Genomic DNA, 18,851 nt, shown 5'->3' with positions numbered 1-18,851 from the left:
CTACAAAAGTTTGGGAAATAGCAGAAACCGTAATTTTAAAAACTAGGCTGAGGAGATGTCAGTGCAATCGCCATGCCCTCCTACTCGATCTACATAGGGGATTTCCGATGCTGGTTCACGGATGAAGGACCATATATCACAGTTTGACTCACCCATAATACCTTTAGGGTCAATTGCCAGCCACTGTGTGCCCTTTAATAAAATATTTTCATAGTGAAGGTCACCGTGCAGTAAGACTGGTTGACCTAAGGATTCAAGTAGTCGTTTTTTAAGTTTACGAGCCTTTTCAAGGTGAATTTGCGGCATCGGCCCATCTTGATCTAAATACGATAGCCAGTCCCGAATACTATAGAAGTTTCCCGGCTCCGTAACAGGGGCTTGGTGAAGAGATGTCATGAGCTTACATATAATATCCAAAGCCTTCGTGCTTTGGTTGGGATAATGTGTTTTAAGTGATATCCCCGGGATGGCCCTTTCTAAAAGTAAGGCGCCTTTTTCAGGGGCATGTTCGTATATCTCAACTACCCCAAAGCCTTTGTAGATTCGCAATGCTTCTGCTTCTTTGCGTAATGCGTCATAATCGAGGCCAATTTTTAGAATAATAGGCAGGTTATTTTGGTATCCTGTCATTACATAATTAAAACTGAGACGTTCAATCATTTGTAGGCCAGATAAATTCCATTTATTAGCCAAAAGGGCTACCAAATTAGGCAGGTTAACAAGCCATTTCTGTCCTCGAGATCCAAATATATTAATAATTTTCTGTTCAAAATCAGTCATTCAAAGCTCCGTTAGTGCTTTCATTGACTCCGTCTTTCTCTTTTTATAAGAGTAAGCGAAAGAAGTTTGAAGGATTTTTTTTTAAAAAGACTTTTTATACATATTGGGTAAATATGGGGCGAGTGACGGGTCTTGAACCCGCGACCTCCAGATCCACAATCTGGCGCTCTAACCAACTGAGCTACACCCGCCATAAGGCATTAACAAAATCTATGATAGAAACTTAGGAAAGGTCAATCCTTAATGATTGCTGCATTAAAAATTTAATAAGTTTTAAGAGAGGCGATAATTTATTTTTGGCGGAATGTAATGCGCCCCTTGCTAAGGTCATAAGGTGTCATCTCAACGGTCACACGATCACCAGCCAGAACCCGGATACGGTTCTTTCGCATGCGACCTGACGTGTGCGCAAGGATAACATGTTCATTATCCAGTTTGACTCGAAACGTTGCATTCGGCAGTAACTCCATTACAATGCCGCTAAATTCAATAAGATCTTCTTTTGACATTCATGTTCCTAAAGGTTGTTGTCAGGCTAGTATAATAGTCGGTAAGGCCACCAATGTAAATATAAGTTATCAATATTACACGAGCAATAAAATTCCCAACTCTTCAACCGAAAGAGGTATAAGAAAATAACATAAAGACAGCAGAATCAATAAAATATGTGCGGAATTGTTGGGCTTGTAACCCAGAAATCGTGGCCAGCGGATACGCTGCATAACGACATACATACCATGAGCCGGACGCTTGCCCACCGGGGTCCGGACGATCAGGGACTGTGGCTAGATGCCGAAGCGGGCGTGGCTTTTGGCCACCGTCGTTTGGCGATTGTTGATTTATCGCCGGCGGGCCACCAACCGATGGTATCCCAGTGTGGCCGTTGGGTCATGTGTTACAATGGCGAGACTTACAGCCAGGCCGAATTGAAGCCCATCCTGTCCAGCCACAACATCACCCTTCGCGGGCACTCTGATACCGAAGTCATGCTGGAATCCTGCGCCCTGTTAGGTGTGCATAAGGCTTTGAAACATTTTATTGGCATGTTCGCCTTTGCGCTTTGGGATCGCCATGATCGGGTGCTTTATTTGGTGCGGGACCGCCTGGGTATTAAACCCCTTTACTGGACCTATCAAAACCAGACTTTGTTTTTTGCGTCAGAATTAAAGGCGTTAAAGGCGCACCGAGAAGTTGTGAGCACCACGGATCGAAAGGCCTTGGCCAGTTATTTAAACCATGGGTACATTCCCGCCCCCCACAGCATTTATGAAAATATCTATAAACTGCCCCAGGGGCATATTTTAACGTATCGTCCTGGGTCTGAGCCCGTCATAGAACCCTATTGGGCGTTAAAAGATGTTGTTATTGGCAAAAGGTCGATAACGCCCGAACAGGCCGTGGAGGAGCTTCATGAATTGCTAAAGGACGCTGTTGGTCGCCGGATGATGGCTGATGTTCCGCTTGGGGCGTTTTTGTCGGGGGGGATTGATTCTTCCCTTGTGGTGTCCTTGATGCAAAGTCAAAGCACCCAGCCGATTAAAACCTTCACCATCGGTTTTGAGCAAAAAAAATATAACGAGGCTGAGCATGCCCGTCAAATTGCACAGCACCTTGGGACCGAGCACACAGAATTATTCGTGACGGCTCAACAAGCCCAGGCTGTGATTCCAAAGTTGCACACGTTGTATGACGAACCCTTTGCGGATGCGTCACAGATTCCAACTTTTTTGGTTGCACAATTGGCACGCCAACATGTCACCGTGGCTTTATCAGGTGATGGGGGTGATGAATCATTTGGAGGTTACCGTCGCCACGCCTTTGGCCAAAAAATACAGGGGTGGTGGCCCTTGGTGCAGCGCATCGGCGCCTTGCTTCCTAAAAAATATACCCTTCCTTTTATAAAGGATGGTGAAAAAATAGGACGACTTTTACAATCAAAATCTCAGCAACAACTGTATGACTCCATCCTTGAGCAATGGCCAAACCCTGCCCTTTTGTTGCCGGGTGTTCAGCCTTACAATGATAACCTGTGGCCAACAGATGCCTTGCTGCCGGACTTGGTGGACAAAATGCGCTACGCCGATACGATAGGTTATTTGGCCGATGATGTGCTGGTTAAACTGGATCGAGCAACCATGGGTGTGGGGCTAGAGGCGCGCGTGCCTTTGCTGGATCATCGGGTGGTCACCTGGGCTTGGCAGCAGCCCCATACCCTTTACCAGGGGAAAACGAAATGGCTCTTGAGGCAAATTTTGAAACGTTATGTCCCAGAGCCGCTTTTTGAACGACCCAAAATGGGTTTTTCCGTACCGATTGGTGATTGGCTGCGGGGTGATTTGAAGGAATGGGCCCATGCGTTGTTAAATGAAGATTCCCTCAAACAAACGTTTGAGCCAAAATTGGTCCTGCAAGCTTGGCAGAACCATCAAAAGGGCCAGTCTTCACAATCACAACGCCTGTGGAATATTTTAATGTTCCAGGCCTGGAAGGAAACACTTAGGTAAAAAAGGGACACATAGCCCATAGGGAACGGTCCGAAAAAACCAACCCCTATTCAGCGGTGCTCTTTGAATAATCGACTTTGCTGACACTGTTACCACCAGGAGCACCATCTTGACCTATTGGAATAACGGTATTTTCCTTTGTTGTTACATATAGTTGCAAAATCAATCGATCACCCGCCTGTTCAAACCCTTCAATACGACAGTTCCCAAAAGCAATCGTTTGGAATTTAACCTTCAGATCTTTGGCGTTACCAAGTCTGACAATTGTCATCAGCTCAAGATGCTCACCTTTGTTCATTTTTGTTTCAAGCGCGGGAGCAAACTCACCGTTGGCAATTTCTATCTCAACCAGCGAATGATATAACGTGGCCGACGTAAAAAGATTATTGCCAAAATCACTTGTCGTCTTCCGTTTAGAAGAACCAACCCAGCGAAACAGCTCTGCATGGTCTTCAAAACCATCGACATTTGATTTCATGATGTCATCAATCTTAACCATCCATTCAGGTGATCGAACCCCAGAATGAACATCATACGAGCTATTATTTCCAACGGCCTTGTTAAAGTAATTCTCTCTGGTTGGCATGATAATTTGATAGGAGGGGAACGACATAACTTACCTCTTTTTTTCTTTCTCGGAAAATAAACCTTTTTAGTTTAATTTTTTATAAAATTGATTCAAACTATTATTAGTTTCACCCATTTAGGGTTAATAAAAGGTTAAAAATGACTCCTTCTCATGCTTTCCATCCCTTTATTGTTGCTGCTAAGCGTACCCCTATGGGAAATTTTCAGGGTGCCTTAAGTTCCTTTAAAGGGTATCAACTGGGCAGTGCCGTTATTAAAAGTCTAAGCCTTTCCGGTGTGGTTGACGAGGTCATCATGGGGTGTGTTCTGCAGGCGTGCCAAGGGCAAGCACCTGCGCGCCAAGCTGCCATTCATGCTGGCATCAAAGACTCGACACCCTGCACCACTGTCAATAAAGTCTGTGGATCGGGTATGAAAGCCATCTTTATGGCGTGCGACGAAATTCGTTTAAACCAAGCACATTTGATCATTGCCGGGGGCATGGAAAGCATGACGAACGCGCCGTATTTGTTAGATCGTGCCAGGGGGGGGTATCGGGCCGGTCATGGGACTTTGATCGATCACCTTTATCGTGATGGTCTTGAGGACCCCTATCATATGAACGAAGATGGCACATACCGGCTGATGGGGGAGTTTGGGGAAGATACAGCCAATCTGTATAATTTTAACCGGGCCCAACAAGAACAATATGTGTTTGAAACGCTGGCCTATTATCAGCGGGCTCAGGGCCAAGGTTTATTCAAGGACGAGATTATCTCTTTGGAGGTTCGTGACAATAAGGGAGTTGTTACGATGATCAGCCAAGACGAACCGCCCACCCGTGTGAAACCAGAAAAATTCAGCGCCTTAAAACCAGCATTTCGGGCAGGTGGAACCGTAACCGCCGCCACCTCTTCGCCGCTTTCGGATGGAGCCGCCGCCATGGGTTTGGCATCACAAGCTCGGGTTGAAGCAGAGGGGTTGGTTCCCTTAGCCAGAGTGGTGGGATATTGTTCCTATGCCCATCAACCGGCGCACTTTACAACAGCACCTATTGGGGCCATTAAAAAACTGTGTCAGCAGACTGGCTGGTCCCTGGCCGAAGTTGACTTGTTCGAAGTGAACGAAGCCTTCGCCCTTGTGCCCATGGCCGTTATGAAAGATTTAGGTATTCCGCGCGAGAAGATGAACGTCCGGGGTGGAGCCTGCGTTTTGGGGCACCCCATCGGTACCAGTGGTGCCAGAATTGTGGTGACCTTGGTCCATGCGTTAATTCAAAGGGGTCTTAAACGGGGTATTGCGGCCATTTGTATTGGCGGCGGGGAATCCACAGCGATTGCCGTGGAGGTTGTTTGATTTATCGTTAACTGGATTGCTGAAAAATAAAGTCCTTCAAAACCGTATGTTAAGAGTTTCTTAACGACCCTGCGCTACTTTACGTTAATAACGGCTTTGAAGGTTAATATCCATGGGTAGAAAATTTTTTACGTGTTTGTGGTTATCCACTTTCGTGTGTTGTGTTCATGCGGCAACCACATCGACTTTTGACCAAGACTTCATTAAACAAACGCTTGGGAAAATGCTGATTGATAATCCTTTAAAAGATTTTAAGGGTGATGCCCCTGATGTCACAAAAACGATTTCTATAGGGTTCCATAGTTCACAAGAAATTGAGTATTTTCCGCGTGTAAGAAAATATAAAGTCCCTGATCAATTGATGGGTTATATGGCTTACCTTTTCGCGAACCAGGACATTAGAACTTTAAAAGAGCTTTTCTATGAACCAAAAAGAAAAGAATGGAATGAATTGGGTGCTAAGCTGGCTGTCAATCCCCTTTCAAGCTTGGGTATTATGTGTTTTTTGGACACGGGCAAAAAAAGGCTTATTGAGGCGCTTGGACAGCAAAATATTTCGGCCTATCGCGTTGAGTTTTATATCATTCCTCTCATTGACCAAATGCTACTTCAGATTTATGGAGGGTTATGGGGAGAGACGGAAAAAAACATAGATGAGGAAAAACTTCTTACCCTGACTGGTATTTTGAAACGAACAGCCTTCTCCCAAAAAGCATATGGGAGACCTGAATATGACATAGACGCTTTGATTCAAAAATCCGACCAAGGATACCTTCATGATTTTTCTTCTGTTTTTAAAAAAGAGTGGTATGACAGTTATGTGAAAAACAGTGATATCCTTGGCACAAGGGGCGTACGCGACGAATTAGGCCACCAGTTGGCAAAGCTGACAATCGGGGCTGTAACTCAGGGACTTTCTATATCCTCTGCGTATATAGACTGTTTGATAAAGAAGGCTTTGAATACCCCAAATTTTACGGTAGGAGCCGTTGAGAGAATATTAGTTTTTATGGAAAATCTCCGTTTAAAACTAACACAAAATCAAACGGGTCAATTGTTATACTTTGTGGATGAATTAGAAGCAGTCGAAAGGGATTTTTATGAAAGCTTGTATGAAGCTTTCATTCCGTCTGCAATGGCTAAAGAGGTTTCTAAAACTTGTGAAGATTCTCCAAGGCCCGTAAAACGGTCATCTCTCAGCGCCAGACTCCACAAGCTATTTTCTAAAAAAACCGGGACTTCCGGGGTGACAAAGGGAAAATTATCGGCACCGTCAACTCATTCTCCCCCTTCAATTCCGTCGTGTGCCAAAGATACTTTACCCGTCGTCAGTAAAAATCTGCGAGATCAATTGACGGCAAGAATAAAAGCATTGGGGTGAGCGCCTGATTAGCCCTGCAGCTGACCAAAATCAGCTACGCTATCAACAGCCTGCACAAACAGCTGCAGCAAAGCATATCGATTCAGCCGGACTGCTTCTTCGTCGCAATTGACCATCACATTGTCAAAAAAGGCATCGATAAAAGGGCGAATACTCGCCAGCTGTTCCATTAACTGTTGATATTGATGGCTTGCAAACAAATGATCATAGGCCTTCAGCAAGTCCTGCAATTGGTGATAAAGATCCTTCTCGGCCGGCTCATTTAAAAGGTCACGATTGATGTGATATGAATCTTTGGCTTTATCCAAAATACCCGAAGCCCGTTTATAGGCGGCCTTAAGGGCTGTTCCTGCTGACGTTTTTAAAAGGGCATGCAAGGCCAAACTGCGCCTAAACAGAGCTTGAACATTGTAAGACGGCGCCTTGACAGCCCCCGTTAAAACGGCGCCCACGCAATCAAGATTTTGCCCCTGAAGATAAACCGTCAAGCGGTCATTAATAAAGTGAAGGGCGTCATCAACTGTTTGAGTGGATAAGGTCACCTTCTGGTTTTGATAAGTAATGGCTGATTGTTGAAATAATGTTCGAAGATTAAAATCAGCATCTTGGTGGTCAACCAACAAACGAATGATACCCAAGGCTGCCCGACGCAACCCAAACGGGTCTTTGGATCCAGTGGGTTTAATCCCAACCCCTAAAAAGCCAATCAGCGTATCAACTTTATCAGCTAAGGCTAGTTCTATGCTTAAAGGCGCTGTTGGGCAGGTGTCATGGGGGCCCACAGGTTGATAGTATTCCTTTAAAGCCAAAGCAACATCTTCTGGTTCACCATTTGCTGTGGCGTAAATCTGGCCCATCACACCCTGCAGCTCGGGGAATTCCCCCACCATATGGGTCACAAGGTCAGTTTTGCATAGAAGGGCGGCCCGACGACCTTGCTCGGTTGTCATAAGGTTTTGAAGACGCTGGCATTTCTGACCCAGGGTGCCTAATTTGGCGTGAAAAATAATACTATCCAGTTTGGGGACCAGATTTTGTAAGGGCGTTTTCAGATCTGTTTCATAGAAAAAAGCAGCATCGCTAAGCCGCGCCTTTAAGACACGTTCATAACCGGCCATCATTTCCTTTGAAATTGGTTGTGAGGGAAGTCTATTTCCAGACGGGTTCACATTGGTCACAACCCCAAAGTAAGGAGCCAGCTTATCGCCTTTCAAAAGGCTGAAGTACTTTTGGTGAACACGCATCGATGTGGACAATACCTGGTCGGGCAAATGCATAAACTGCGCATCAACCTTGCCGATATGCACAAACGGATAATCGACCAGGCCTGTGACTTCGTCTAACAATGTTTGATTTTCTTGTACCGATAACCCTAAGAGGTTCGCCTGCTCATCCAGACTTTTTTTGATCATAGATTGTCGTTCTTGGTGGTCAAGAATGACAAAGGCATCCCTTAAGTGTTGGTGGTAATTGGTGAAATCCTCTACGGTTATCGATTCAGGTGCCAAAAACCGGTGGCCAGCGGTCTGGTTGCTGGTGACCAGATCAAGACCCTCAATTTTGAACGAAACAGATTTTTTATTGTAAACACAAAGAATCGATCGAATGGGGCGTATCCAGGGACGCGTAAAGGTGTTGGTTTCAGGGTTGTGCCAGCGCATTGATTTGGGCCAAGAAAATTGATCCAAGAATGCCGTTACAATCTGTGGCAAAAGGTCGGTTATTGCCCGGCCAGGTTGCACCATGTCGGCATACCAGTACCCATCTTGTTGGGTCCACTGATCTTGATTTTGACCAGTTGATTTGGCAAAGCCCGCCAGCGCAGCATCAGGCGCGCCCGCACGGGGTCCGCGGCGGGTTTCGGATGTGCCTTGGGTTAGGGGCTGCAGGTTATGAACTTGTATTGCCAAACGCTGGGGCGCCACAAACGCCCTGACGGATTCGAAAGAGGCCCCGTTGGCGGTTAAAATCTTTTCAAACAACTCGTTGGTTTGTTGGCGTGCGTCAATCTGCATCCGTGCAGGCATTTCTTCGCTGTAAATTTCAAGCATAAGTTCGTTCATAGTTTAAGGGGCCCTAAGCTTTATAGACAAAAAACAAAGCCATTTTGCCCCTTTTTGGGTACAACTTGTAAAGTCTTTTCTTGTACACAACCAACAGCTAATATTTTTTAATCATCAGACGTTTCATCTGCTTCGTTGCCTGAGTCTGATTCGTCACCATCAGATTCTTGATCGTCGTCACCACTACTTGATGAATCTTCATCAGCAGAATCCCCGTCATCATCGTTTTTCTTCTTTTTCTTCTTCTTTTTGGGCTGATCATCGTCGTCTTGTTGGCTATCATCAGAGGCATCGTCTTGGTTGTTGTTAGCACCACCGCCACCGCCTCCGCCACCACCTCCGGTCGCCATGGCTTGCAGTGCTTCGGGGTCCAGTCCTGTCGCTTCCTTAACTTTATCCAAAGCCTTTTGCTTTAAAGCATCTTTCATAGCATCAGGATCCATCCCCACACCGGCAGCGGCTCCACCAGCGGCTGCAGCGGCGGCCTTAAGCTTGTCCATCTTAGAATGGTGTTCTTCGCCGTCCTCATGGTGTTTGTCAGAATGGTGTTCTTCATCCTCTCCCTTATGTTTTTTATCTTTCTTATCTTGATGATGTTCGTCACCGTCTTCGCCGTGCTTATTCTTTTTATCTTTGTGGTTCTCGTCCCCATCCTTATGTTTCTTATCTTTCTTATCTTTCTTATCTTTCTTAGAATGGTGTTCTTCGCCATCACCTTCACCATGCTTATTTTTCTTATCTTCCTTATCTTTTTTCTTTTTATCTTTTTTGTTCTTTTTCTTGGAGTTCGTATCATCCCCACCTTCGCCACTATCTTTCTTCGCCTTTTTATCTATAGCCTTCTGCTTCCTTTCGGCCTTATCAGCTTTTTTCTTAGCCTTTCTGTCTTTCCTATCCTGAGTTATCTTTTCTTGCTGTTGAGCGGTTCTTTCATGCTTAGGTGGATGAGCTGCTGTTGAAGAATCATGGTGTTGGCCATGGCTATTTTGATCATGGTGAGCTGGTTTTTGAGTGTGAGTTTTTTGATCGTGATGGGGTTTCTCGTGGGGCTTATCCGGCTTGGGCTTAGCTTTAGGTTTCTGTTTCGGCTTAGCTTTAGACTTAGGTTTGGATTTAGACTTCGTACTTGTTTTCTTTTTGCCTGCAAAGGCGCAATCTGGCGTAACAGCCGAAAGCGCAAAAAGGCTTAAAAGAATGGCTACAAAAAATTTCATCATCTAAGAATATCCAAAAATCATAAAGTTCCACACTAAATTTTAGACACAAAAATGCTAACAGTGCGTTAATAAACTTACATTTTTTCAAAGGAACTTATAGAAGGCTTAAAATAACTTCGGCAGCTTTTTGGCTGGGGTCGATGCCCTCTGGACTTTTTAAAAGGTTAACGGCCTGCTTTAGATCATGTTTTTGTTGCTGACTTTGGTCAGTTAGTAAGACACTCATAGCCGTTGTAAGATTCTCAACCGTGCAGGCATCTTGCAGATATTCTGGGACGAGGCCTTTGTTCAGCAAAATATTCACCAGGCACACGTGTTTGATGTTAACCAAATATTTCGCCAAAAAGTAAGTCACCGGCGATACCTTGTAACCAATCACCATGGGTAATCCCGTTAAAGCCAGTTCCAAAGAAACTGTTCCGCTGGCCGCCAGGGCCGCTTGGCTGGCGTAAAAGGCGGCATATTTGTCGGCAGGTGTCGTCGTCACGGTGTGGCTTAGGTTGGCTTTTGTTAAAGCCTGCCCAACTTGATCTGCAAAAATGGGCAGAGTAGGGGTCACCACATGAACCCCAGGGAGGTTTTGGGCAACCTGGCAAAAGATGGGCAATAAGTGCTCGATCTCGCCTTTACGGCTTCCGGCCAATAACGTGACCATAGGCATCGTGTCCGGAATATTGTGACGCGTTCGAAACGTCAGGTCAGGCCGGATGTCTTGTTCCACTAAAGGATGTCCCACAAAGGTTGTTTCAAGACCATGGGGCAAAAAGTATGCGGGTTCAAAAGGAAAAAGGGTCAATAAATGATCAACCCACTGACCCAGCTTTTTGGCCCGTCCTGGTCGCCATGCCCAAACCGAGGGTGCGACATAATGGACAATTTTTATGGATGGCAATTTTTTTTTGACCTCCCTAGAAACCCTGTGACAAAACCCTGGTGAGTCAATCGTCACCAGAACATCCGGTTTTTTGGCCACGATGTCATTCACTGTTTCTTGGATTCTTTTCAAAAGACGCGGCAGGTGGGGGAGAATCTCGGCAATGCCCATCAGCGATAAATCTTGCATAGGGAAAAGGCTTTCAAAGTTTTGAGAGGTCATGTAATCCCCCCCGACGCCTTTGATGCGTAAATTTGGGTCATTTTTCCACAATGCCTTCATCAACTGGGCGCCTAAAAAATCCCCCGATGCTTCGCCAGCGATAAGATAAATCAATTTTTGGGTCATATCTTTCAAATTTTGAAACTAAGGATCCTATTTTCCTCAATCAGCCAACAAAACATAATAAGGTTTCTGGTAAAAGCACTTTTTTATGTTAGCACAGGGGAATCTTTTCAAGAATATTTTAGCTTCTTCACTTTCAATATTTTCAACAATAAGGCAACTGTAAACATTATTGGCGACTTGTTTTAAAAATCTTACACGGTCATGGGTGTTAATAAGGGAATGGTAAAACTCCGTCATGCTGGTGCCAACGGTTAGGTCAGCAAAAAAATAAATGCCCGATGTCATGTTCTCCGCTATGGGCGTCACAATAGTTGGTCTATCCCCTATCAAGGCTTTAAGTTCCTTCATTTCCTCCATGTGACGTTTATGGGATAAATTGCTATAGGAACAGCCCTGTTGAGTTGGTGACAAAGAAAAGCCAAACCTATCAAAAAACAACTGGATCGCTTGGTCTGTGTCTTTAATGGGTTGGTATCTTTTTATACAGTTGTGAACCACTGAGCTGATTGAGGAGAGGTTCACATTTATAGGATAAATAAAAATGATGCTGAAGCAAAAACCTATCAATTCTTTACGATATGATTGTTTATACAAATGTTCGCCAAACAAAACCAAAAGTATGGGTAAAGCCAATAAGGTCGCCTTAAAATGACTGTCATCAGCGCGAAATAAACTAACCTGGTGAAGGGCTATCGCAGCCATTAAAACAAAAATAATTTTGACTTCAGTGGCGGAAAATTCGATTTTCTTGTGCAGGGGTCGTCTGTAAAGCAAAGAGATGCCCACGTAGATAAAGAGAACCGGAGTTAAAATATATCCCAGAAAATAGGAATTGCTCCATCCACTTGACCAAGGCGTATTGGAAAAGCCTTGAACGACAAGGGAAGAAACCGCAAAGTATCGTTCTAAGAAAAGAGTCAATTGCCCAAGGTGGTTATAATAAATAATAATTGGGGACCAAAAACATAAAAACCCTAAGCAAAATGAAGAACCTAGAATGAGTGCTTTTGTTAAATCAAGTAGCTTTACGGATAAAGAAAAAATCAGGCATAAACCCAATGTCATCAAACCGCAGGAAACATTTTCCTGAGCCATGTAGCATAAAAATCCGAAGGTAACCCCTACCAAAAATGTATGGGTCTTTTCCAAACGTGGATGGAATAAAACATGTCCCAACGATAAAGCTAAAAAAACTGCGCCACAATATCGAAAACCGTTAAACCATCCCCAAAGCCCGGCTGGCAAACCGTTGGAATCAAACCCAAACAATGTGATTGAGGATAGGCCAATTAATGACATCCATAACGTTGTAAAAGCCTGAAAAAAAGTTAGATAACAAAATAAGCATGCCAAAAAGAAAAGGCAGAACAATCCATGTAACAGGAAGCATGATTCTCGAAAACTTAACAAATCAAAAGTTTGAAATTTCATATATAAATAATGGAACAGTTGCGATCCGGGGCCGTACTGAATCTCGGCTTCTGTGAAGGGAATTTTACCTTGTTTAATTGCTTGAATAGAGCCCAAGTGAACAACCTCGTGCGTATCAGGAGCATTCAGTAGGTAAAAAATATTCCAAGGGGGACCCCACAAAAACAAACCAATCATCAAAACCAACCCAGGCTTAAAGATCTTGACAAGCATGGAAGACTGTTGGGCGGCAGCGACTCTGGCAACAGTGATCAATGTTTTGTTTCTAAAGGCATAAATGAAAAAGAGAATAAACAATAAAACCACAGTTATGACTTGATAGGACCAATACACATTCCGTTTATCGTAAAAGCCAAATCCATTCCACCCAAGGTCATAAAGCTTGCTTTTGAAAGCTATAAAAAACAGGCCCAAAGCTAACAGGAAGGAAACAAGATAGGATGATAGAATAAGAAGCTTGGTTGACTGAGGATGGTGTCTATAGGTTTCGAATAAAAAATTTTTAGCCTTACTTAATATAGGATTCTCACAGCAGTTCACTAAAAAAGATAAGTGGGTGGCCCACAACAGCAATACTGGGATATACAATCCATAATTTCTGTAAGGACAAAAAGATTTAAAAAGACCGCCCAGCGCTAATATAAAAGCCGCCAAGAAACTAGCAATGCCAAACCAAGCTGGCACCCATAGGGACCGAAGGGGCATTTCTTTTAAAATAGAACAGTCAAATAATTTAAGGCGTTTATTAACAAAAACAAGGAATAGGTTTTTTATTTTTACGTATTCTGACAAAGGCAACCGAAACAAGTAACAACCTGTCAAAATCAAACACATAAAAGACCTAACTTTGTTTGATCCAATCGTTACATAAGCGAGCGTTTGCAACAAAACCAAAATATTTAAAAGTCTAAAAGTGGGAAGCTTGTTCGTCATAAAGTCTTATGATTTCCATATAGATGTTTTGCTGCACATGTAATTCCATAACCCACTGATGCTATAGCCAAGTAAGCCGGCAACGACCCATGAATGAACCAGTAAATAGGCGTTCTGAGATATAGATAAATTTAATAAAAACCCAACCCCGCAAAGGCTAAAGAATTTTAACAGTCCTTTGAAAAGTTTTTTGCCCCGTAATCTTTGGTAGGCAAACGTGATGGAATTATTAAAATAAAAATTTAAACTGATCGTTGCAAAAGTAGCAATGGCCTGACACTCAAGAAAAGACAAGGAACTTGTTCTCAGAAAAAACCAAATAATCGATAAATGCACTAAACTTCCAAAAACCCCTACCAAAACAAAACAAACAAAATCCAACGGCAAAAAACGTCCCAACAAGTGGTTAGCCAACAACAAAAAATAATCGACGATCACTTTGGCACTTAACTTACTTTCTCCATATCGTCGTTGGCGCATCTTATACGGCCTTTCTTTCAAGGCTAATTTTCCTGACCCAGCTAGCAAAATATCAAGCAAAATTTTAAACCCTTGGCCAAAGAGTTCGTTGGCCAGGACGTTAAAAGATGCCCGGCGCAGCATAAAAAACCCACTCATCGGATCTGTGGTGGACGTTTTTGACAGAGATTGCGCCAGCCTTGTGGCAACCGTACTGATAAAAACCCGGTTAGATGCCAAATCGCCTGTGCTGCCCCCTGTTACATAACGGCTGGCAACCACAACGTCGATAGATGATTTAGCTAAATCATTATACATAACTGGCAGCAACGCTTCATCATGTTGACCGTCAACATCCATAACCGCCACACAGTTAGCCATAGAGGATAAGATCCCTTCTATACAGGCGGAACTTAACCCATACCGATGAAAACGGCGAATCAAACGAATGCTTAAATGATTATGCTGCCTGGCGGTTTCTTCAATGATATCCGCCGTGCCATCGCACGAATTATCATCAACAAATACAATCTCCCAGTCTAGGGCGTGTCATCAATTGAATAAGTCATAGATTTCTGTTTTAATTGAGAAAAATTTTACGAGGTTTTTTTCGGTGAGACGCTACGCATTACGGGATGATCAATGGGATCGCATTAAGGGTATGCTACCTGGAAGGGAAGGATATGTTGGTGCAACAGCAAAAGACAATCGCCTATTTATAGAAGCCGTTCTATATCGATATCGAGCTGGAATTCCGTGGCGTGATTTACCGGAACGTTTTGGGGATTTTAGAGTTATTCATCTACGCCATTCGAGGTGGAGCCAATCAGGTGTGTGGAAGAAAATTTTTGAGCTATTAAGCCAAGATGCTGACAATGAATACGCTATGATTGATTCAAGTATAGTGCGTGCTCATCAGCACAGTGCTGGTGCTAAAAAAAAGAATTCTCAGCTGACCAAGCGATTGGACGAAGCAAAGGAGGATTAAGCACCAAAATTCATGCCACCTGTGATGCGTTGGGAAATCCAACAGGGTTTTATTTAACAGCCGGACAAGATCACGATTTAGAAGGTGCCGATGCCTTAATAGATAACCTTACGCAAGCTGGTGCCGTCTTAGCTGACAAGGCTTATGACGCAGACGAACGTATGAGAAAAAAACTTGAAGAGAAAGGATGTGAGGCGGTCATTCCCCCAAAAAAGAATAGGATCAACCCTTGTTCGTATGATAAAGACCTCTACAAGGCCCGGCACCTCATCGAAAACTTCTTCGCCAAACTTAAACAATACAGAGCCATAGCCACTCGATATGATAAAACAGCTCGAAACTTCCTGGGAGCCATACATTTGGTTGCTGCGGCTATTTGGCTTAATTGATGACACGCCCTAAATTTTCTGTTTTCAGAATTTTTTGAACCGACAAATAGAAGGGCAGAATATTGTCTTTTTCATTTAAGACAGGAACAACAATTGTTAAATCTTTCATTGCTATAACTTTTCTGCCAAAGCGAACAAAAGCATGCCGTAAGCTTTTTGAGTATTTTGTTCCCAATTTGATATTTTGTGGCAGAGCGTATCCGAAAAAACTGCTGAAAATGGTGCCAGTCCCATATAACGTTCCACAGTTACCTTGAAACCTGCTTTTTGCAAAAGTGTTTGCAGGGAATGTGTTCGAAATTTACTAATGTGTTGGTGCGCGTAAGAGACTGGCGAAAGCTTATTCACCATAAATTCAACCACTGGCCATGCTCCTGCGTAGTTGGGTGTTGTTAATAACAAAATTCCTCCCGGCTTAAGAACACGTTTCATTTCTTTTAATAAAAAGTCAAATTCAGTGTGCGATAAATGTTCTATAAGCTCGATACAAGTAACAACATCAAAAAAATCGTTATCAAAGGGTAGGTAATCTTTAATGCAAATGAAATTCAGATGGGGAAAATCATAAGAATTCTTGGCAAATTCAATTTGAGAAGCGGCGATATCAACGCCGATCCCCTTAACCGAGGACGGCAAAAAATTGCCTAAAAATGTTCCTGGGCCACAGCCAACATCCAATAAATTGTGAACGCTCTCGGGAAGAGATTTTTGAACCCTTGCAAACTTAAGGCGATGCCATTGACTTTGGATGCCTGTTCCCTTTTTGTAAATAGCATCATAATAACCGGGTTCTATTGATTCATAACAAAAACTGGCTTGTTGCTGATTTGACATTCCTAATTTCCTTTAGCGACGGGTTAAAGTTTTATTAATAAAACCATCGAGTCTAGCGATTACTAATAACAAAAGGTATAGCCCATTTTAGATGAAGGGGTATATACTGGCTAACGGAGTCCATAAAGACTATTAGTGACTTTCATGATCTTTAACGATTGCGGATCCATTTAACTAATTTTTTTAAAGGTTTTACAATTTTTAATTGCTTTAGACCGGGCAGGGCGTTAAGCACACTTTCCAATTTTCTTATTTTGGCTTTCAACAAACTGGTTTTTGGAAACCAAAGATCTGGGTTTTTATCGAATTTCTGTATATAGCTTTCGTAGGACACCTTTCTGCCCTTTAAGCTAGGCGTTAACGTATTCAACATTTCTTGCAGATGAGGCGAGAAACCGAATCGTTCATGGGTTTCAAGTAATATCTCAGCTGCACAGTCATTTAAACCAAATAATTCATACAAACAGGCAAGTTTTAGAGCTTTATCTTTGGTAATTGGAAAGTCAAATTTCCTTTCGTAACTTTGGTCAGCCAAGTCTCTAAAATAAACGGCTTCTGCCCATTGTGCAGGACCACTTTGGGTCTGGGCATAAATGTCGTAAACGAAAGGCGCTGGCAAGGCCGCCTTTGAATATTTCCATACATCCAAATTAAAAAGGGTGAATCCTTTAGCCCTTAAAAATTGGTCAATATTGCTAAAGGTGTTGGCATAAGCATGGGTGGATCCATGAAACTGACATTCAACGGAAAGACCCAAAACACCTTTGGTGCCTATGATTTTCTCAGCTCCCAATAAGACGGGAAAGTCGTGGCCATCTGTATCAATCTTGATAAAATCCACAACCTCGATCTTATGATCTTGCACATAATCGTCTAATTGGAAATATTTATCAGAGTAGACGACTGATTGCCCTGCATTAAAATGTTGTTGAACATAATCATATTGCTTCGCTTTGGTTGCGCGAACACAACTTGTTCTTTCATAGGAAGAATTATTAACAGAGGCAACAGGGTCATCGCGTAAGGTATGGGGGAAATGTTGATCCAAACGATTATAGGTAACAAATCCTTCCTCATAACAAACATTCGAGTTGGTATTGGTTTCGTTCAGGCGCTTCACCTCTGACACCAGGGGGTCAAATCCAATAGCTGAGAGCTTATTGCCCAAACTAGACCAATGTGGCTCTATCCCACCGCTTGCACCCACATCAAGCACTAAAATCTTTTTAATTTCCTGAAAACCAAGTTGGTCAAAAACTTTTAAAAGCGAAAGGGTTTCATTAACAGAGGAAGAAGCCAAAAATCACCGAGTCTCAAAATTTATCAGAATCATTAGTAAGTGATTTTTCTAAAAAATTCCATCAGAGATTCAACTCCTTTGTTAAAACGCCCCCCCCTAAGCTGGGGCGTTTCCAGACGGCGAAGTTTGAAAGACAAGCGGTCTACCCTGCGTTTGTATTCGGCAATCCATGTTCCTTTTTGTGATGAATGGCACTAGAAAGGGCGTAAAGGTCTGCGGTATTGACCCATTTCTCAAAATGGATGCCTGACGTGTTTAGGATATCAATTCGTCTAGCATCCTTCCCTCCACTGGTAAAGCTTGTCAAAACAAAGGCTTTGTCAGGTGTTTCATAAACAGGGGTTGTTGCCGATGCGCTTGCCTGCATAGCCCTAAAAACATGAGGTGACACCCATGAATAAATATCACAATGATTCAGTGCAGCAATAATGTCTGGATACGTAGGGGTTCCAAGTCTCCAGTCGGGATTAGGATCGAATTCAAGAAGCCCCTGCCTAAATTTTTCATGAATGTTGCGTAAGGTATAATCTTGAAAGTCAGCCAATGGGTAGAAGTGCTGGGTGATTTTGGCTTGTTCAAACCATTTGCGATGTTCAAAGGGTTTGCGCAAAAGTTGAAAGGTAGTTGCTATGGTTCCATCAGCTTCTGCCGGAACCTTTGCGGGGAGACCTTTTTCTTTCTTTAAAGCCTCAAATTCCTCATCAATGGCAGCTTCGGCTTTTGCGATTTGGTCTGCAAGGGCTTTATATCCTGCCACCAAAGTTTCTAACAATTTTTCATCTTGCCGATTTAAACCATGACTCTTTGCATATAAATCCAAATAACGTGGAGGCAACGCTTCATTTTTAATAAGAGAGCGTCTCATGGCTGCTTTAATTTCGCCACTTTCACCGGAAACTTTATCGGCCAAGACGTAAATATTGTTTTCAACCAAATTATCAACTATTTGAGAAATCGCTTGTTCTCTACCTTGGAAACCAAGACTGAAGAAGCCGCATTCAGACCCCCTAGCGCTTGACCCAAAATAATAAACAGGAAGCTGTCTTATCTGTTGTTCACCTTTTTCCTGATCAAAAAATGGGACATCGTAAACGATTCGTTGTTGTTGGTTGGCCTCTTGTATTATGGCTGTTTGTTGTTTTTCAAAAATGGTTAAGGACGTTGCTTGAATTTGTTTAATAAGCTCTTCTGTGATTAACAGATTGATAGAACCCGTTGAAAAAATACCGTCCATGTCAGACTTTATGGGTGCTAGAACACGGCTGTTCTTTTGGTATCTGATCAATTCCAACAGTTTGCTAGCCGTTCTTTTTGGATTTTCCAGGCTTTTTTGAATGGCCGTTACCAAACTTGCGTATTCCGGCGAATTCGAACGGCAATTCTGGTTTTATCCGAATGGCCGTTCCGGTTTAATTCGAACGGTGAAT

15 protein-coding genes and 1 tRNA gene are annotated in these 18,851 nt (G+C 43.1%); 4 read left to right on the top strand and 12 right to left on the bottom strand.

Going from position 1 to position 18,851, the window contains the following annotated elements; all coding sequences use genetic code 11:
- Positions 1–42: 42 nt before the first annotated feature.
- From EQU50_RS08175 to infA, 3 genes are all read right to left on the bottom strand, one after another.
- Positions 43–780 (bottom strand): aminoglycoside phosphotransferase family protein, encoded by a 738-nt coding sequence (locus EQU50_RS08175; protein ID WP_130154631.1) that lies wholly within the window; start codon positions 778–780, stop codon positions 43–45.
- A 114-nt stretch (positions 781–894) separates the two neighbouring features.
- Positions 895–971, bottom strand: a tRNA-His gene (locus EQU50_RS08170).
- Positions 972–1,070: 99 nt separating this feature from the next.
- On the bottom strand, positions 1,071–1,289 hold the full coding sequence (infA, locus tag EQU50_RS08165; protein WP_130154630.1) for a translation initiation factor IF-1: 219 nt from the start codon (positions 1,287–1,289) through the stop codon (positions 1,071–1,073).
- 156 nt (positions 1,290–1,445) lie between these two features.
- On the opposite strand from infA, the gene asnB reads away from it, so the two are divergent.
- Complete coding sequence (gene asnB / locus EQU50_RS08160; RefSeq protein ID WP_130154629.1) at positions 1,446–3,284, top strand: asparagine synthase (glutamine-hydrolyzing); 1,839 nt, start codon at positions 1,446–1,448, stop codon at positions 3,282–3,284.
- 46 nt (positions 3,285–3,330) lie between these two features.
- Here the strand turns inward: asnB and EQU50_RS08155 are convergent, their stop codons facing one another.
- Entirely contained in the window at positions 3,331–3,897 is a 567-nt protein-coding gene (locus EQU50_RS08155; RefSeq protein ID WP_130154628.1) for a hypothetical protein, read from the bottom strand.
- A 113-nt stretch (positions 3,898–4,010) separates the two neighbouring features.
- On the opposite strand from EQU50_RS08155, the gene EQU50_RS08150 reads away from it, so the two are divergent.
- Positions 4,011–5,207 (top strand): thiolase family protein, encoded by a 1,197-nt coding sequence (locus EQU50_RS08150; RefSeq protein WP_130154627.1) that lies wholly within the window; start codon positions 4,011–4,013, stop codon positions 5,205–5,207.
- Between the two features lie 112 nt (positions 5,208–5,319).
- Positions 5,320–6,588 (top strand): hypothetical protein, encoded by a 1,269-nt coding sequence (locus EQU50_RS08145; RefSeq protein WP_130154626.1) that lies wholly within the window; start codon positions 5,320–5,322, stop codon positions 6,586–6,588.
- A gap of 8 nt (positions 6,589–6,596) precedes the next feature.
- Here EQU50_RS08145 and glyS read toward each other — a convergent pair whose 3' ends face one another.
- From glyS to EQU50_RS08120, 5 genes are all read right to left on the bottom strand, one after another.
- Positions 6,597–8,651: a glycine--tRNA ligase subunit beta gene (gene glyS, locus EQU50_RS08140; protein ID WP_130154625.1), complete on the bottom strand. Its 2,055-nt coding sequence runs from the start codon at positions 8,649–8,651 to the stop codon at positions 6,597–6,599.
- A gap of 107 nt (positions 8,652–8,758) precedes the next feature.
- Positions 8,759–9,868 (bottom strand): hypothetical protein, encoded by a 1,110-nt coding sequence (locus EQU50_RS08135; protein WP_130154624.1) that lies wholly within the window; start codon positions 9,866–9,868, stop codon positions 8,759–8,761.
- Positions 9,869–9,962: 94 nt separating this feature from the next.
- On the bottom strand, positions 9,963–11,090 hold the full coding sequence (gene lpxB / locus EQU50_RS08130; protein ID WP_130154623.1) for a lipid-A-disaccharide synthase: 1,128 nt from the start codon (positions 11,088–11,090) through the stop codon (positions 9,963–9,965).
- Positions 11,091–11,126: 36 nt separating this feature from the next.
- Positions 11,127–13,454, bottom strand: coding sequence for a hypothetical protein (locus tag EQU50_RS08125; protein WP_130154622.1), 2,328 nt, complete (start codon positions 13,452–13,454; stop codon positions 11,127–11,129).
- 6 nt (positions 13,455–13,460) lie between these two features.
- Positions 13,461–14,444 carry a glycosyltransferase gene (locus tag EQU50_RS08120; protein WP_277986316.1) on the bottom strand — a complete coding sequence of 328 codons (984 nt, stop codon included), beginning with the start codon at positions 14,442–14,444 and terminating at the stop codon, positions 13,461–13,463.
- Between the two features lie 82 nt (positions 14,445–14,526).
- Here EQU50_RS08120 and EQU50_RS08115 point away from each other — a divergent pair.
- Positions 14,527–15,290, top strand: a protein-coding gene (locus EQU50_RS08115) for an IS5 family transposase (RefSeq protein ID WP_130153196.1) whose coding sequence is annotated in 2 segments (ribosomal slippage) — positions 14,527–14,859 and positions 14,862–15,290 — 762 coding nt in all. Because the reading frame shifts where the segments join, the coding sequence is not laid out codon by codon here.
- A 111-nt stretch (positions 15,291–15,401) separates the two neighbouring features.
- Here EQU50_RS08115 and EQU50_RS08110 read toward each other — a convergent pair.
- From EQU50_RS08110 to EQU50_RS08100, 3 genes are all read right to left on the bottom strand, one after another.
- Positions 15,402–16,124 carry a class I SAM-dependent methyltransferase gene (locus EQU50_RS08110; RefSeq protein WP_130154620.1) on the bottom strand — a complete coding sequence of 241 codons (723 nt, stop codon included), beginning with the start codon at positions 16,122–16,124 and terminating at the stop codon, positions 15,402–15,404.
- Positions 16,125–16,275: 151 nt separating this feature from the next.
- On the bottom strand, positions 16,276–17,424 hold the full coding sequence (locus EQU50_RS08105) for an FkbM family methyltransferase (RefSeq protein WP_130154619.1): 1,149 nt from the start codon (positions 17,422–17,424) through the stop codon (positions 16,276–16,278).
- A gap of 142 nt (positions 17,425–17,566) precedes the next feature.
- A complete protein-coding gene (locus EQU50_RS08100; RefSeq protein WP_207216345.1) occupies positions 17,567–18,715 on the bottom strand; it encodes a hypothetical protein in 1,149 nt (382 codons plus the stop codon).
- Between the last annotated feature and the right edge of the window lie 136 nt (positions 18,716–18,851).

It is taken from the genome of Candidatus Finniella inopinata, assembly GCF_004210305.1.
Lineage (GTDB): Bacteria > Pseudomonadota > Alphaproteobacteria > Paracaedibacterales > CAIULA01 > Finniella > Finniella inopinata_A.
The sequence above is the reverse complement of the archived record's forward strand: the minus strand, read 5'-3'. Positions and strand labels throughout refer to the sequence as shown.

Excerpts from the sequence above, each read along its gene's own strand:
- EQU50_RS08125 (WP_130154622.1), bottom strand. The coding sequence starts at position 13,454 with ATGACGAACAAGCTTCCCACTTTTAGACTTTTAAATATTTTGGTTTTG.
- EQU50_RS08145 (WP_130154626.1), top strand. The coding sequence starts at position 5,320 with ATGGGTAGAAAATTTTTTACGTGTTTGTGGTTATCCACTTTCGTGTGT.
- EQU50_RS08150 (WP_130154627.1), top strand. The coding sequence starts at position 4,011 with ATGACTCCTTCTCATGCTTTCCATCCCTTTATTGTTGCTGCTAAGCGT.
- lpxB (WP_130154623.1), bottom strand. The coding sequence starts at position 11,090 with ATGACCCAAAAATTGATTTATCTTATCGCTGGCGAAGCATCGGGGGAT.
- glyS (WP_130154625.1), bottom strand. The coding sequence starts at position 8,651 with ATGAACGAACTTATGCTTGAAATTTACAGCGAAGAAATGCCTGCACGG.
- asnB (WP_130154629.1), top strand. The coding sequence starts at position 1,446 with ATGTGCGGAATTGTTGGGCTTGTAACCCAGAAATCGTGGCCAGCGGAT.
- EQU50_RS08175 (WP_130154631.1), bottom strand. The coding sequence starts at position 780 with ATGACTGATTTTGAACAGAAAATTATTAATATATTTGGATCTCGAGGA.
- infA (WP_130154630.1), bottom strand. The coding sequence starts at position 1,289 with ATGTCAAAAGAAGATCTTATTGAATTTAGCGGCATTGTAATGGAGTTA.
- EQU50_RS08155 (WP_130154628.1), bottom strand. The coding sequence starts at position 3,897 with ATGTCGTTCCCCTCCTATCAAATTATCATGCCAACCAGAGAGAATTAC.
- EQU50_RS08135 (WP_130154624.1), bottom strand. The coding sequence starts at position 9,868 with ATGATGAAATTTTTTGTAGCCATTCTTTTAAGCCTTTTTGCGCTTTCG.
- EQU50_RS08110 (WP_130154620.1), bottom strand. The coding sequence starts at position 16,124 with ATGTCAAATCAGCAACAAGCCAGTTTTTGTTATGAATCAATAGAACCC.